Annotated in this window: 13 protein-coding genes; 7 read left to right on the top strand and 6 right to left on the bottom strand. The window is 68.0% G+C overall.

Annotated features, from left to right (window positions below; all coding sequences use genetic code 11):
• The first annotated feature begins 5 nt into the window (after positions 1 to 5).
• The 4 genes from hemW to ntrC all read left to right on the top strand — a co-directional run bounded on the left by hemW (position 6) and on the right by ntrC (position 5,638).
• Positions 6 to 1,223, top strand: a complete 1,218-nt coding sequence (gene hemW / locus AC6LJ5_RS10215; RefSeq protein WP_103274520.1) for a radical SAM family heme chaperone HemW — start codon at positions 6 to 8, stop codon at positions 1,221 to 1,223.
• Between the two features lie 184 nt (positions 1,224 to 1,407).
• Complete coding sequence (gene glnA, locus AC6LJ5_RS10210; RefSeq protein ID WP_103274519.1) at positions 1,408 to 2,820, top strand: type I glutamate--ammonia ligase; 1,413 nt, start codon at positions 1,408 to 1,410, stop codon at positions 2,818 to 2,820.
• Positions 2,821 to 3,071: 251 nt separating this feature from the next.
• A complete protein-coding gene (gene glnL, locus AC6LJ5_RS10205) occupies positions 3,072 to 4,136 on the top strand; it encodes a nitrogen regulation protein NR(II) (RefSeq protein WP_103274517.1) in 1,065 nt (354 codons plus the stop codon).
• Positions 4,136 to 5,638, top strand: a complete 1,503-nt coding sequence (gene ntrC, locus AC6LJ5_RS10200) for a nitrogen regulation protein NR(I) (RefSeq protein ID WP_103274516.1) — start codon at positions 4,136 to 4,138, stop codon at positions 5,636 to 5,638. The genes glnL and ntrC overlap by 1 nt, the downstream gene beginning before the upstream one ends.
• A 27-nt stretch (positions 5,639 to 5,665) precedes the next feature.
• Here ntrC and AC6LJ5_RS10195 read toward each other — a convergent pair whose 3' ends face one another.
• On the bottom strand, positions 5,666 to 6,592 hold the full coding sequence (locus tag AC6LJ5_RS10195; RefSeq protein ID WP_498140396.1) for a LysR family transcriptional regulator: 927 nt from the start codon (positions 6,590 to 6,592) through the stop codon (positions 5,666 to 5,668).
• Positions 6,593 to 6,624: 32 nt separating this feature from the next.
• Positions 6,625 to 6,762 (bottom strand): hypothetical protein, encoded by a 138-nt coding sequence (locus tag AC6LJ5_RS10190; RefSeq protein ID WP_158658432.1) that lies wholly within the window; start codon positions 6,760 to 6,762, stop codon positions 6,625 to 6,627.
• Here AC6LJ5_RS10190 and AC6LJ5_RS10185 point away from each other — a divergent pair.
• The gene (locus AC6LJ5_RS10185) at positions 6,761 to 7,459 is read left to right on the top strand and encodes a pirin family protein (protein ID WP_392411092.1); all 699 of its coding nucleotides are present in this window, start codon (positions 6,761 to 6,763) and stop codon (positions 7,457 to 7,459) included. The two genes, AC6LJ5_RS10190 and AC6LJ5_RS10185, sit on opposite strands and share 2 nt — an antisense overlap.
• 172 nt (positions 7,460 to 7,631) lie before the next feature.
• Positions 7,632 to 8,537 carry a pirin family protein gene (locus AC6LJ5_RS10180; RefSeq protein ID WP_103276489.1) on the top strand — a complete coding sequence of 302 codons (906 nt, stop codon included), beginning with the start codon at positions 7,632 to 7,634 and terminating at the stop codon, positions 8,535 to 8,537.
• A 124-nt stretch (positions 8,538 to 8,661) separates the two neighbouring features.
• Here AC6LJ5_RS10180 and prfH read toward each other — a convergent pair whose 3' ends face one another.
• The gene (prfH, locus tag AC6LJ5_RS10175; RefSeq protein WP_498140395.1) at positions 8,662 to 9,285 is read right to left on the bottom strand and encodes a peptide chain release factor H; all 624 of its coding nucleotides are present in this window, start codon (positions 9,283 to 9,285) and stop codon (positions 8,662 to 8,664) included.
• On the bottom strand, positions 9,285 to 10,421 hold the full coding sequence (locus tag AC6LJ5_RS10170; protein WP_498140394.1) for an RNA ligase RtcB family protein: 1,137 nt from the start codon (positions 10,419 to 10,421) through the stop codon (positions 9,285 to 9,287). Before AC6LJ5_RS10170 ends, prfH begins: the two co-directional genes overlap by 1 nt.
• Before the next feature lie 613 nt (positions 10,422 to 11,034).
• Here AC6LJ5_RS10170 and AC6LJ5_RS10165 point away from each other — a divergent pair.
• Positions 11,035 to 12,012 (top strand): Bug family tripartite tricarboxylate transporter substrate binding protein, encoded by a 978-nt coding sequence (locus AC6LJ5_RS10165; protein ID WP_498140393.1) that lies wholly within the window; start codon positions 11,035 to 11,037, stop codon positions 12,010 to 12,012.
• A gap of 86 nt (positions 12,013 to 12,098) precedes the next feature.
• Here the strand turns inward: AC6LJ5_RS10165 and AC6LJ5_RS10160 are convergent, their stop codons facing one another.
• Together AC6LJ5_RS10160 and AC6LJ5_RS10155 are read right to left on the bottom strand one after the other, a co-directional pair.
• Entirely contained in the window at positions 12,099 to 12,881 is a 783-nt protein-coding gene (locus tag AC6LJ5_RS10160) for an ABC transporter ATP-binding protein (protein ID WP_498140423.1), read from the bottom strand.
• A 2-nt stretch (positions 12,882 to 12,883) separates the two neighbouring features.
• The gene (locus AC6LJ5_RS10155; RefSeq protein WP_498140392.1) at positions 12,884 to 14,554 is read right to left on the bottom strand and encodes an ABC transporter permease; all 1,671 of its coding nucleotides are present in this window, start codon (positions 14,552 to 14,554) and stop codon (positions 12,884 to 12,886) included.
• Between the last annotated feature and the right edge of the window lie 110 nt (positions 14,555 to 14,664).

The following is a 14,664-nucleotide window of genomic DNA, read 5'->3' as shown; positions in this document are numbered from 1 at the left end:
GCAGCATGTCCATCACCATTCCCATCCGCGCTGAATCGGGCGCTTCGCGCCCGCGCCTGGCGACGGGCTCCGCCCTGACCAGCCTGCCGCCACTGTCGCTCTATGTGCACGTGCCCTGGTGTGTGCGCAAATGCCCGTACTGCGACTTCAATTCGCACGCCGCGCCGGGAGAGGGCATTCCGGAACGCGCCTACCTGGACGCGCTGCGCAGTGATCTGGAACAGGCGCTGCCCGGCATCTGGGGCCGGCAGGTCGTGTCGGTGTTCATCGGCGGCGGTACGCCCAGCCTGCTGTCGGCCGCCGGGCTGGACGAGCTGCTGGCGATGTTGCGCGCCTGCCTGAACCTGTGGCCGGACGCCGAGATCACGATGGAAGCCAACCCCGGCACCGCCGAGGCCAGCCGCTTCCGGGACTATGCCGCCAGCGGCGTGACGCGCTTTTCGCTGGGCATCCAGAGCTTCGATGACGTCCAGCTCAAGAAGCTGGGCCGCATCCACGACGCCGCCCAGGCCCGCGCCGCGATCGAGATGGCGCAGCGCGCCGTGTCGCGCGTCAACCTGGATCTGATGTTCGCCTTGCCGGGCCAGACGCTGGCGGCCTGTACGGACGATCTGCGCCAGGCGCTGGCCTTCGGCACCGAGCATCTGTCGCTCTATCACCTGACGATGGAGCCGAACACGGTGTTCGCCAAGTTCCCGCCCGAGGATTTGCCGGACGACGATACCAGCGCCGCCATGCAGGACCTGGTCGAAACCGAGCTGGCCACGGCGGGCCTGGCGCGCTACGAGGTGTCCGCCTACGCCCGGTCGGGCGCGCGTTGCCGTCATAACCTGAATTACTGGGAATTCGGCGACTACCTGGGCATCGGTCCGGGCGCGCATGGCAAGCTGTCTTTCCATGATCGCATCGTGCGCGAGGCGCGCCTGCGCAACCCGGAATCCTGGATGCAGGCCGCCGCCGCGCGCGACGGCAGCCATCTGGCCGAAAGCCGACAGGTCGGGCCGGACGAGCTGCCCTTCGAGTTCATGCTGAACGCCTTGCGCCTGAAGGACGGCGTGGCGGCGACCCTGTTCAGCGAGCGCACCGGCCTGTCGCTGGCCGTCATCGCGCACCAATTGGAGGCAGCGGCCAAACGCGGCCTGCTAGACGCCGATCCCACCCGCCTGCAGGCGACCTCCCTGGGCTGGCGCTTCCTGAACGATCTGCAGGAAATGTTCCTGTAGCAAAAAAGCACCAAGATGGGGCGTTCATGCCCCATCTTTTGCACCATATTGGTGCTACATTTTCCTTCTTACTCGCCGTTGTCCCCGGGGATTCCCTGAGGCCAAACCTGGCACGCTTATTGCTTCCCTCTTTCATGCCAGTCGAGCGGCAGCGCCCTCGACCCTTTTATCTAATGGAGATGACATGGCAAGCCCGAAAGACGTCCTGAAACAGATCGCCGACAACGAAGTCAAATTCGTCGACTTCCGCTTTACCGACACCGTGGGCCGCGAGCACCACGTGTCCGTGCCCACGAGCGCGATCGATGAAGACAAGCTGGAAAGCGGGCAAGCCTTCGACGGTTCGTCGATCGCCGGCTGGAAGGGCATCGAAGCCTCGGACATGCTGCTCATCCCCGATCTGTCCACCGCCAACATGGATCCGTTCCGCGAAGAGCCGACGCTGATCCTGTCCTGCGACGTGGTCGAACCTTCGGACCTGAAGGGCTATGACCGCGATCCGCGCTCGCTGGCCAAGCGCGCCGAAGCCTACCTGAAGTCCTCGGGCCTGGGCGATACCGCCTACTTCGGTCCGGAACCCGAATTCTTCGTGTTCGACGGCGTGACCTGGAACACCGACATGTCGGGCACCTTCGTCAAGATCAAGTCGGAAGAGGCCTCCTGGTCCACCGGCCTGGACTTCGAAGGCGGCAACACCGGCCATCGTCCCTCGGTCAAGGGCGGCTACTTCCCCGTGCCCCCGGTCGATTCGTTCCAGGACATGCGTTCGGAAATGTGCCTGCTGATGGAACAGATGGGCGTGCCGGTCGAAGTGCACCACCACGAAGTGGCGGGCGCCGGCCAGCTGGAAATCGGCACCAAGTTCAGCACGCTGGTGCAGCGCGCCGACTGGACGCAGATCACCAAGTACATCATTCATAACGTGGCTCACGCCTACGGCAAGACCGCCACCTTCATGCCCAAGCCCATCGTCGGCGACAACGGTTCGGGCATGCACGTGCACCAGTCCATCTGGAAGGACGGCCAGAACCTGTTCGCGGGCAACGGCTACGCCGGCCTGTCGGACTTCGCGCTGTACTACATCGGCGGCATCATCAAGCACGCCCGCGCGCTGAACGCCATCACCAACCCGGGCACCAACTCGTACAAGCGCCTGGTTCCGCACTACGAAGCCCCGGTCAAGCTGGCCTACTCGGCCCGCAACCGCTCGGCCTCGATCCGCATCCCCTACGTCGGCAACCCGAAGGGCCGCCGCGTCGAGGCGCGCTTCCCGGACCCCCTGGCCAACCCGTACCTGGCCTTCTCGGCCCTGATGATGGCCGGCCTGGACGGCGTGCAGAACAAGATCCACCCGGGCGATCCGGCCGACAAGAACCTGTACGACCTGCCGCCGGAAGAAGACGCCAAGATCCCGACCGTGTGCGCCTCGCTGGAAGAAGCGCTGGAAGCCCTGGACAAGGACCGCGAGTTCCTGACCCGTGGCGGCGTGTTCAGCAACGACATGCTCAACGCCTACATCGACCTGAAGATGGGCGATGTGAACCGTCTGCGCATGACGACGCACCCGATCGAGTTCGACATGTACTACAGCCTATGAGGTGACGCCCACCCCCGAAGCGCCTTCGGCGCTTCCCCCTCAAGGGGGCGCAGCCAGCGGACCGGCAAAGCCGGCTCCGCGCTGCCTGGGGTGGGGAGGGCACTGCCGAGTCGTGGCGTTGTCTCCTCCCTTGAGTCGTTTGTCTCCATCGGGTTTGCGGCGGGCCGGCCTGGCCGGCTTTGCCGCGCTCCGGATGGAGTTGTGTTGATTTCTTGCGTTGCGGGTGGCGCGTAGCGCGATGGGTAACTGAGATGAATGTAGAAGCTCTAGACCTGCTCGCCACGTCCGTTTTCCTGGTGAACGGGCGCGGCCACATCGAATACGCCAATGCCGCCGCCGAGGATCTGTTCGGGCGGTCGCGCAAGCAGCTGTGCGGGCAGTCGGCCGCCACGCTGTTCGACAGCCCCGAGCACATACAGTCCTCCATCGATCGCGCCGCCGGCGGCCGCTATGCCGACGTCAGGCAGCTGGCGTTCCTGCGCCGCGCCATGGAATCGGTGGAAGTGTCGGTCACGACCGTCGGGCTGACGGGCCAGCGCTGGCCCGTGCTGATCGAGGCGCGCGAGATCGAGCAGCGCGTGCTGGCCGATCGCAGTCATCGCCTGGTCGAGGAGATCGAGGCGCACCGCGAATTGCTGCGCAATCTCGCGCATGAAGTGAAGAATCCGCTGGGCGGCCTGCGCGGCGCCGCCCAGTTGCTGGAGGCCGAGCTGCCCAACGCGGCGCTGGCCGAGTACACCCAGGTCATCATTTCCGAAGCCGACCGCCTGCAGGCGCTGGTGGACCGCCTGAGCGGACCGCAGCGCGTGCCGCTGAACGCGCGGCCGGTGAACATCCACGAGATCTGCGAGCGCGTCTGCGCGCTGATACAGGCCGAGTTTCGCGACGAGATCACGCTGCTGCGCGACTACGACGCTTCCGTGCCCGACCTGAAGGGCGATGCGGCCCGGCTGATGCAGGCGGTGCTGAACGTGGCCCGCAACGCCGCGCAGGAACTGGTGGCGCGTCCCAGGGACGCCGGCGTGGAGCATGGCCTGGTGACGCTGCGCACGCGGGTGGCGAGGCAGGTCATGCTGGCGCACCGGCAGCACCGGCTGGCGCTGGTGCTCTCGATCATTGACAACGGTCCGGGCGTGCCCGAGCACATCCGCGACCGCATTTTCCATCCGCTGGTGACAGCCCGTGCCGGCGGCACGGGACTGGGCCTGAGCCTGGCTCAGGACTTCGTGCAGCAGCACGGCGGCATCATCGAATTCGAATCCCGGCCCGGGCGCACCGAGTTCCGCCTGGTCCTTCCGATGGAGCCCGCACACTGATGAAACCCGTATGGATCGTCGACGATGACCAGGCCATCCGCTGGGTTCTTGAAAAGGCCCTGGCGCGCGCTGGCATCCCCACCCGCAGTTTTTCCCAATCGGCCGACGTGCTGGATGCCTTGGCGCGCGACGTCCCGTCGGCGCTCGTGTCGGACATACGCATGCCGGGCGGCAATGGGCTGGAGCTGTTGCGCCAGCTGAAGGAACGCCACGCCGGCCTGCCCGTGATCGTGATGACGGCCTTTGCCGACCTGGACAGCACGGTATCCGCCTTCCAGGGCGGCGCGTTCGACTACCTGGCCAAGCCCTTCGATGTGAACGAGGCGGTGGCGCTGATCCAGCGCGCGATGCAGGAGTCCTCGCAGCAGGATGAGGCCGCGCCCGGGCAGGACGAGACGCAGAACAACGAGCGCTGGATGATGACGCAGTCCTCGTCCACCGCCATGCAGGAAGTCTTTCGCGCCATCGGCCGGCTGGCCCAGTCCAAGGTCACGGTGCTGATCACGGGCGAGTCCGGCACCGGCAAGGAGCTGGTGGCGCGGGCGCTGCACGGCCATGGCGTGCGCGCCGGCGGCCCCTTCGTCGCGCTGAACGCCGCGGCGATTCCGCGCGACCTGCTGGAGGCCGAGCTGTTCGGCCACGAACGCGGCGCCTTCACCGGCGCCAACACGCTGCGCCGCGGTCGCTTCGAGGAAGCGCACGGCGGCACGCTGTTCCTGGACGAGATCGGCGACATGCCGATCGAGCTGCAGACCCGCCTGTTGCGCGTGCTGGCCGAAGGCAGCTTCTACCGCGTGGGCGGCGCCCAGCCGGTGCGCGTGGACGTGCGCATCGTCGCGGCCACCCACCAGCCGCTGGAGCAGCGGGTGGAGCAGGGCCTGTTCCGCGAGGATCTGTTCCACCGCCTGAATGTGATCCGGCTGCGCCTGCCGCCCTTGCGCGAGCGCACCGAGGACATTCCGGCGCTGGCCAATCACTTCCTGACGGCCAGCGCCCGCGCGCTGGGCGTGCCGGTCAAGCGCCTGACGCCCGAGGCGCTGGCGGTGCTGACCCGGTTCGACTTCCCCGGCAACGTGCGTCAGCTGGAGAATTTCTGTCACTGGCTGACCGTGATGGCGCCGGGGCAGACGGTGGAACCCGCCGATCTGCCGCCCGAAATCCGGGCGGTGGATTCGCAGCAGGCATCCGGCGCGCCGGCGACGCAGCGCCCTCCCGTGGCCGCCATCGGCACGGTGTTGCCGACCGCGATGCCGGCGCAGGCCGAGCCGGATGCGGCGACGCCGCGCAACTGGCAGGATCCCTTGTTGCGCGACGCGCAGCATCGGCTGGAGCGCGGCGAGCCTGCCGTCATGGCCACGCTGACGCGCCAGTTCGAAAAGATCCTGCTGCAAAGCGCGCTGGATGCCAGCCGTGGCCGACGGGTCGAGGCCGCGACGCGGCTGGGCATTGGCCGCAACACCATCACGCGCAAGCTGCGCGAGCTGGGCATCGAGGACGACTGAGGCACGGGCGCGGCATCGCGCCCGCCTTCAACCCAGCCCGAGCAGGCTTTCGCACAGCCGGGGCGACTTGAGCTTTTCCAGCCACCACTTCAATGCCTCGCCCGGCGGCTCCGCGCGCCACGCGTAGGCCACATGCTCCGTCAGGGGCATGCCTTCCTCCGTCTCGCAGATCGTCAGGAGGCCTTGCGCCAGATACGGCGCGGCCAGCGTCACCGGCAGATAGCCGCAGCCCAGGCCGCGCACCTGCGCGTCGATCTTGGCCTGCATCGTGGGCATGACCAGCACGGGCTGCTCCGACAGGATCCCGCGCGTCTGCGGCGGCAGGCCGCGGCTGGTATCGGCCACCACCACCGAGCTATAGCGGTTCAGATCGGCCGGGCCCAGCGGGCGGTCCAGCGACGCCAGCGGATGGCTGGCGGCCACGCAGAACGCGAACTGCACCTGGCCCATGGCCTGAGAGCGATACGGACCGGTCGGCTCGCCGGCCGCGCCCGCGCCGACGACCAGATCGGCGCGGCCGGAGGTCAGCGCGTCCCAGTTGCCGCTCAGCACCTCGGTGGAAAAACGCAGCGCGGTGGCGCTGCCCAGCGCCTGGAATTCCTCGATCAGGTCATACAGCGGGCGCCAGGGCAGCACGGCGCTGACGGCGATGCGCAGCTCCACCTCCCAGCCCGTGGCGATCCGCTTGACGCGGCAGGCCAGGTCGTCGAGCGATTGCAGGACGTGGCGGCCTTCCCGCAGCAGCGCCTCGCCGGCCGGGGTGAGCCGTGCGCGCTGCCCGCTGCGGTCGAACAGCAGCACGTCCAGCCCGTCCTCCAGCTTGCGGATGGCGTAGGTCACGGCCGAGGGCACCTTGCCCTGTTCACGGGCGGCCTTGGCGAAGCTGCCGTGGCGCGCGATGGCGTCCACCAGGGTCAGCAGCTCGGGAGTGATGGGCTGGGAGAGCGGGGTCATGACCATGCATTCAAAATTTATGAACGTTGTCTTCAAAAACGGGCGACAAAACCGGCCGCCATCAGGCGCAGAATATCACTCATGCCGGTTGTGCAGCCAGAAACCGCACGGCGATTCCCGCCAGAAGGTACGTCACAACCATTCATTTTATTGAAACAGGAGTCAGCCATGCTTACCATCCGCCGCAGCGCCGAACGGGGCCACGCCAACCACGGTTGGCTCGACTCGTTCCACACCTTTTCCTTCGCCAACTACTACGATCCGGCGCACATGGGCTTCGGCGCGCTGCGCGTGATCAACGATGACCGCATCGCCGCGGGTCGCGGTTTCGGCACCCATGGGCACCGCGACATGGAGATCATCACCTATGTGCTCGACGGCGCCGTCGCCCACAAGGACAGCATGGGCAGCGGCTCGACCATCCGGCCGGGCAACGTGCAGCGCATGAGCGCGGGCCGGGGTGTGCTGCATTCGGAGTTCAACCCGCTGCCGGATGCCGAAACGCATCTGCTGCAGATCTGGATCGAGCCTGACGTGGCCGGCATCGCGCCGGAGTACGAGGAGCGTGAATTCAGCGATGCGCAGAAGCGCGGCCGCCTGCAGGCGCTGGTGTCGCCGGATGGCGCCGAGGGCTCGATGAAGATCCATCAGGACGCGCGGCTGTACGCGGGCCTGTTCGAGGGCGATGAAAGCGCCGAGCTGCCGCTGGCGGCGGGGCGTCGTGCCTGGGTGCACGTGGCCCGGGGCGAGATCGTCGCCAATGGCCAGACGCTGAAGGCCGGCGACGCGCTGGCGCTCAGCGATGAGGTCGCCGTGAAGCTGTCGAACGGCAAGGACGCCGAAGTGCTGGTGTTTGACTTGAAGTAGAAGACCCCCCCGAGCGCTTGCGCGCTCCCCCAGGGGCGCCGCTACGGACCGGCGGAGCCGGATCCGTGCGGCCCCGATGGGGGGAGGGCGTGCCACTGTTGATGGGTGGCGTGTGGTGTCGGGTATTACTAAGATGGAATGTGGTTGCAGGATTCAAATGGGAGAGATGACCATGACGACCTTGTCTGATGACGGCGCGAGCCAGATTGAAACGGTGGTGGTGCCGCGCAGCAGCGATCTGGGCGGATTCGAGGTTCGGCGGGCGCTGCCTTCGGCGCAGAAGCGCACCGTCGGGCCTTTCGTGTTCCTGGATCATATGGGGCCGGTCGAATTCAGGGCTGGCAGCGGCATCGATGTGCGGCCGCATCCGCATATCGGGCTGTCCACGGTCACGTATCTGTACGAAGGGTCGATGGTGCATCGCGATGGCGCGGGGCATACGCAGACCATCCTGCCGGGCGAGGTGAACTGGATGACGGCGGGCCGGGGCATCGTGCACTCGGAGCGCTCGTCGCCCGAAAGCCGGCAGGCTGATCAGCGGCTCTGTGGCCTGCAGATCTGGGTGGGGCTGCCCAAGCAGCACGAGGAGACCGATCCCGGTTTCGTCCATTACGGGCTGGACGCGCAGCCGGTGGTGGAAGGCGAGGGCGTGCGCGCCCAGGTGGTGGCCGGCGAGCTGTTCGGCAAGACTTCCAGCGTCAAGACGCTGTCGCCGCTGTTCTACGGGGATATCCAGATGCGCGCGGGCTCGACCCTGGTGCTGCCGGCCGAGCATGAAGAGCGCGCGGCCTATCTGGCCACGGGTTCGATCGAGGTCGAGGGGCAGGTGTTCGAAAGCGGCCGCCTGGTCGTGTTCGCGCCGGGCAGGCCGGTGCAGATCCGCGCGGTGAGCGATGCGCGCTACGCGGTGCTGGGCGGCGAACCGCTGGACGGTCCCCGCTTCCTCTGGTGGAACTTCGTGTCCAGCAGCAAGGATCGCATCGAGCAGGCCAAAGAGGACTGGCAGCGCGATCGTTTCGGCCAGACGGTGCCGGGCGATGAGACGGAGTTCATTCCCTTGCCGCCGCCCAAGGCCTGACGGGCATGAGAGATGCTTCCCTGTACAGCGTGCGCCTGCCGCAGAGGGGCTGACCGTTTTGAAAAAACGGCCGGTGACTCGCGTCCCGGCCGTTTCACGCCTGTGCAAGACGCCTGGGCGCGGACTACGCGCCGTCGGCCGGCTCGAAGGCGGCGCCCTTGAACACCCGCTTTGGACTGCCGCGCTCCACCTCATGATGGAATTGGCGGCGGCGGGCGCGTTGCGCCGCGTCCCGCGCCTGCTCGTGGCTGGCCAGCCGATGCGCGATCAACAGCACGGCGAGGCGCTTGTTGGCATGCTGGCTGCGCTCGGTCTGTACCTTCACGCTGATGCCGGTGGCGACGTGCGTGGCGCGCACGGCGGATTCCGTCTTGTTGACGTGCTGGCCGCCAGGTCCGGACGAGCGTGTCGTTTCAAAGCGTATGTCGGCGGCCAGGCTGGGCGCGGGCGCTTCGCAGCGCAAGACGCCGATGAACCAGTTCTTGCGCGGGTGGGACGGACGATAAGGGCTGGGGCAGGTCCATTGGATCGAGCCCTCCCAGCTCGCCGCCAGCGACGCCGCGCCGTCGCCGTCCAGGCTCAGCAGCACGGAGCGGTAAGTGCCGGCCTTGCCGCCGCTTTCGCTTTCGACTATGTCCACATCGACCGAGCGTGCCTGCGCTTCGCGCGACAGTCGCGCCAGCGCCTTGGCCACCGCCAGGCAGCACTCGTCCGGCCCCTGGGCCGAGGATAGTTGCAGCAGGATCATCAGCAGCATCCTCCCCGGGTCTTGTAGGTCAGCACCGGGCGCAGTTTGGCCAGCACCGTCAGCAGGCCGGCCTGTTCCAGGCTGGCGATGATGCTGTCCACCGGCTTGTAGGCTTCGGGCGCTTCTTCGTAGATCAGCTGCTTGTCCTCGCAGATGACGTGGCTGCCCAGCCGGGTCTTGGCGAGTTGCGCGGGGCTGTAGCGCTTGAACAGCCGGTCCTTGCACTCGCTGCGCATCCACTTGCGGCCCGCGCCATGCGCCAGCGAGTACAGGCTGGCCGCGCTGGGAACCGGCGCCACCAGATAGCTGAAGTCGCCGCGCGAGCCCGGGATCACGACCAGCCCGCCATCGGACGGCGTGGCGCCCTTGCGGTGCAGCCAGCCCCGTTCGCCCTGGACCTCGGCGCGCGTGACCAGGTTGTGGTGCACGTCCAGCAGCTGTCCGCCTTCCGTGCCGAGCCGGTCCAGCATGCGGCGAGCGACCAACTGCCGGTTGGCCTGGGCGTAGCGCAGGGCGGCGTCGTGCCGGGCCAGGTAGGCCTGGCAATCAGCGCTGTCTTCGGCAAGGCCGTCGTGGCCGTGCCGCTGGACATGCTCTTCCAGGATGGCGCGGCCCAGGCCACGCGACCCGCTGTGGACCAGCAGGACGAGTCGGTCCAGATCCAGCCCCAGCGCGTCGACCGCCTGCGGGTCGCAGACGGTGTCGATGCGCTGCAGTTCGGCGAAGTGGTTGCCGCCGCCTATGGTGCCCAGCGCCTGCCGATGGCCGACATCGGCGGGCGCCAGCTCGTCCACGAGCGGCTGCCAGCTGTCATCCAGCGGTCCGTCGATATCGCCGAGCCGCTTTTCCAGCTTGGCCGTCGCGGCCTTGCGGGCGTCGATGCCGGTGCTCCATAGCGACATGCCGCAGCCGATATCGCCGCCGATCAGGGCAGGGTACAGGCGTCCGGTGGAGAAGAAGGCGGCGCCCACCGGATAGCCGCGACCCGGATGCAGGTCGGGCATGCCGGCGACGCGGCGCATGCCGGCGAGCCTGGCGGTCGTGTGTAGTTGCTGGATCGCGTTGCCTTCGATCCAGGTGTCGTCCGAGGCGATCAGCGTGACGCTCTCGGACAGTGCTTGAATGCAATTGCCCATGGAATTTCCATAATCAGGTCTTGGAAAGGGCTTGCTTCCACAGGCATCGGTGCCGCAAGGCGCGGCCACGGCTCACCGGCGCGGCGTATGGCGCGGACACGGCGATCGCGGCGCACTGCCAGGCAGTGGCCGTGCGGACGTGATGCGTATGAAAGACCCTGTATGGCAGGACCGGACCAGGGCAGTGCGAATGTCTTGCCGGCTAGTCTGCGGCAAGAAGAATTCAGTCGGGCTGGACGCGGCCTGCAAGGCGGGAAGTCTGTTGTTGTTGCATGATGATTCCTCCTGTGCAGTTCGGTTGATGGGGGTGAGGACGTCGCGCGGATGGCCATTCGTGGCGTGGGTGGCGCGGCGTCCTCGGCGGACGTTCGTTGGCGCCGATAAGAGGCGTTGCGCGGGCGTCAGGCCGGAAAGAGCGCAACTCTATCATTGAACTTCGCGGCCTGTCTCGCGGTTGCGGCAAGCCAGGGCCTCATGTGCGTCAATACGTATGAATTGCGCCACAGTGCGCGCGTGCGCGCGGCGCGGCCAGGGCTGGCGCCGCGCAGTATGATGCGCCTCCGGCATCGAGCACAACGCGATCGCCGCGAGACAACAACGGGATGGAGACATCATGCAACGCTTTACCTTGAGCGCGCTGCGCGGCCTGGCCGCGCTGGCGCTGGTCCACGGCGCGGCCGCCGCGCAGGCCGCCGGCTATCCGGCCAAGCCCATCGTATTCATCGTGCCCTACACCGCGGGCGGCACCACCGATCTGGTGGCGCGCACCGCGGGCCAGAAGGTCGCGGAGAAACTGGGCCAGCCCGTCATCGTCGAGAACCGTCCGGGCGCGGGCGGCAACATCGGCATGGACGCCGTGGCCAAGGCCGCGCCGGACGGCTACACCATCGGCTTCGGCGCCATTTCCACCAATGCGCTCAATCCCTTCGTCTATCCGTCGATGCCGTTCGATCCGACCAAGGACTTCACCGGCATCAGCATGCTGGGCGCGTCCTCGGTGGTGCTGGAGACCGGCCCCTCGATCAAGGTCGACAGCGTCAAGGATCTGGTCGCCTATGCCAAGCAGCATCCGGGCACCGCGTTCGGCACGCCGGGAACGGGCACGTCGATGCATCTGGCGGGCGTGATGTTCGATCAGCTGACCGGCGCCGGCATGCAGCACATTCCCTACAAGGGCAGCGCGCAAGGCATCAACGATCTGCTGGGCGGCCATCTGCCCATCATGTTCGACAACCTGCCGGCCTCGTTGCCGCATATCAAGTCGGGCAAGGTCCGCGCGCTGGCCGTGACCGGCAGCAAGCGCGCGCCGGCGCTGCCGGACGTGCCCACGCTGGCTGAACTGGGCTATGGCGCGGCCGTGGTCGATCCCTGGTTCGCGATCTATGGTCCCGCCAAGATGCCGCCGGAGATCACCAAGACCCTGAGCGAGGCCTTCCAGGCCGCGCTGGCCATGCCCGAGGTCAAGATCAAGCTGGAGCAGGCGGGCTTCATGCCGTATGGCTCGACGCCGGAAGAGGTGGAAAAGCTGACGCGCAGCCAGCACGAGGCCTTCAATGCCTTGTCGCAGAAGGTGAAGCTGTCGGCGGATTGACGCCGGGACGGAAGTGACGGCGGCCTGGATGGGCGCGCCGTTCGCGCGGGCGGCCCGGACCCTGGTCCTGGCCGCCCGCGTTGCGTTCAGCGGCCGCGCGCGAAGACCTGCTCGCGCTGCTCTTCCAGCGCCTCGCTGCGGATGAAGTCGCGCACGAAGGCGTCGGCCGGGTGATGATGCAGGTTGTATGGCGTGTCCCACTGCGCGATGCGGCCCTTGCTCATCACGCCGATGCGGTCGGCGATGGCGAAGGCCTCGGCCTGATTGTGCGTGACCAGGATGGCGGTGTGGCCGGTGGCCTTCAGGATCTCGCGCACCTCGAAGGCCAGCCGCTCGCGCGTGTCCACGTCCAGGTTGGAGAAAGGCTCGTCCAGCAGCAGCAGCTCGGGCGAGGGCGCCAGCGCCCGGGCCAGCGCCACGCGCTGCTGCTGGCCGCCGGAGATCTCGTGCGGATAGCTGGCAGCGGCATGGCTGAGCCCCACCAGTTCCAGCATTTCCTCGACTCTCCGCGCGCGCGCCGCGCGGTCCAGCCTGCGCAGGCCGAAAGCCACGTTCTGCGCCACCGTCAGGTGCGGGAACAGCGCGTAGTCCTGAAACATCATGCCGACCCGGCGCGACTCGGGCGCGACCTGCATGTCCGGGGTGGAGATGATCGTGCCGTCCAGCAGGATGCGGCCGGCGCGCAGCGGTTCGAAGCCGGCGATGGCGCGCAGCACCGTGGTCTTGCCGCAGCCGGATTCGCCCAGCAGGCAGCCGATGTGGCCGGCGGGCAGCGACAGCGTCAGGTCCCGCACCACGTCGCGCACGCCCTTGGGCGTGTCGTAGGCCAGCGAGATATGGTCGATTTCGAGCAGATCGGACGACAAGATGTTCAATGTCCCATTTTCAGATTGGTGCGCGCCAGCAGGATGACGGGCAACAGGCCCGCCAGCACGATGGCCAGCGCGGCGACCGCGCCTTCCTCGTAGGTGCCCCGGGCCGCCTCGGCGTACAGCCAGGTGGCCAGCGTGTCGAAGTTCATCGGGCGCAGCAGCAGGGTGGCGGGCAGTTCCTTCATGGCGTCCACGAACACCAGCAGCGCGCTGGCCGCCAGGGCCGGGCGCAGCAGCGGCAAGTGGACGCGGCGCAGCGTGCCGGCGGACGTCTCGCCCAGCATGCGCGACGCCTGTTCCAACGACGGCGGAATGCGGGCCAGGCCCGCTTCGATGGCGCCGGTGGAGATAGCCAGGAAGCGGATCGCATAGGCGCACACCAGCGCGCCCATGGAGCCCATCAGCAATAGACCGCCGCCGCCGAACAGGCGGCCCACGGCGGTGTCGATCCAGACGAAGGGCGTGAGCAGCCCGATGGCGAGCACCGTGCCGGGCACGGCGTAGCCCAGGCTGGCGATGCGGCCGCAGGCGCGTCCGGGATTGAAGGCAGCGCTTTCGCGCAGCGTGCGTCCGGCCCAGGCGACGGTCAGGCCGCACAGCAGGGTCACGACGGTTGCGCAGAAGGCCACGGTCAGCGTATTGCGCAGCCCGACCAGCAGCTGGCCCGACACGCCGCCGACCAGATGCAGGCGCTTGTAGGTTTCCACCACCAGGTACAGCGCAGGGGCGACGAAGCCCAGCAGCACGGGAATCCAGCCCAGCGCCGCGGCGACCAGCGCCGCCGGACCGCGCAGGCGGCGCGGCTGCATCGGGCGCATGCGCTGGGTGTTGGCGTAGCGCTGGCGCTTGCGTCCATGCCGTTCCAGCAGGATCAGGCCGACGACGATGGCCAGCATGGTCAGCGCGATCTGGGCCGCGCCGGCCAGGTCGGAACGCGTGACCCAGGTGGTGTAGACCGAGACGGTCAGCGTCTGCACGCCCAGGAATTCCGAGGCGCCGATATCGTTCAGCGTTTCCAGCAGGGCCAGGCTCATGCCGACCACGATGGCCGGACGCGCCAGCGGCAGCGCCACCCGGAAGAACACGCCGGCGCGGCCGGCGCCGAGGCTGCGCGCGGCTTCCAGCAGGCTGGCGGCCTGCGTCATGAACATCACGCGCGTGCTCAGGTACACATAGGGATACAGCACGAAGCCCAGCACGAAGATCGCGCCCTGGACCGAGCGCAGGTCGGGCAGGCGGAACTGGCGCGGGCTGTCGTAGCCCAGGATGGCGCGCAGGCCGGTCTGGATGGGGCCGATGGGATGCAGCAGGTCCAGGTAGGCGAAGGCGATGATGTAGGTGGGCACGGCCAGCGGCAGCAGCAGCGCCCAGGTCAGCGTGCGGCGCGTGGGGAACTCGTAGGCGGTCACCAGCCAGGCCGAGCCGGTGCCCAGCAGGGCCACCAGCGCGCCCACGCCGGCGAGCAGGATGAGGGTGTTGGCCAGCGCCTGGGGCAGCACGTAGCTGGCCAGGTGTTGCCAATGGGCTAGGTCGCCGCCCAGCGCCCACCAGCCCAGGGTCAGCAGCGGCGCGAGCACCGCCAGGGCAATCAGGGCGGCGCCGGCGAGCCAGCCGGCGCCGCGTTCCGTCCAGCGCAGCCGCAGCGGCCGGGACAGGGATTCAGTGTGCATGCTTGTACGTCGATAGCTTCAAGTTCTGGCGTCCGGCGCGTCCGGCTTCCTGAGCGGCAAGGCCTGCCGTCGTCCGCCGGGCATGGAGCCGGGGCGGGCGAGGGCAGGCC

Source organism: Achromobacter sp. 1011791174 (assembly GCF_059760925.1).
Note: the sequence above shows the minus strand (reverse complement) of the source record. Positions and strands in the feature narration are given on the sequence as shown.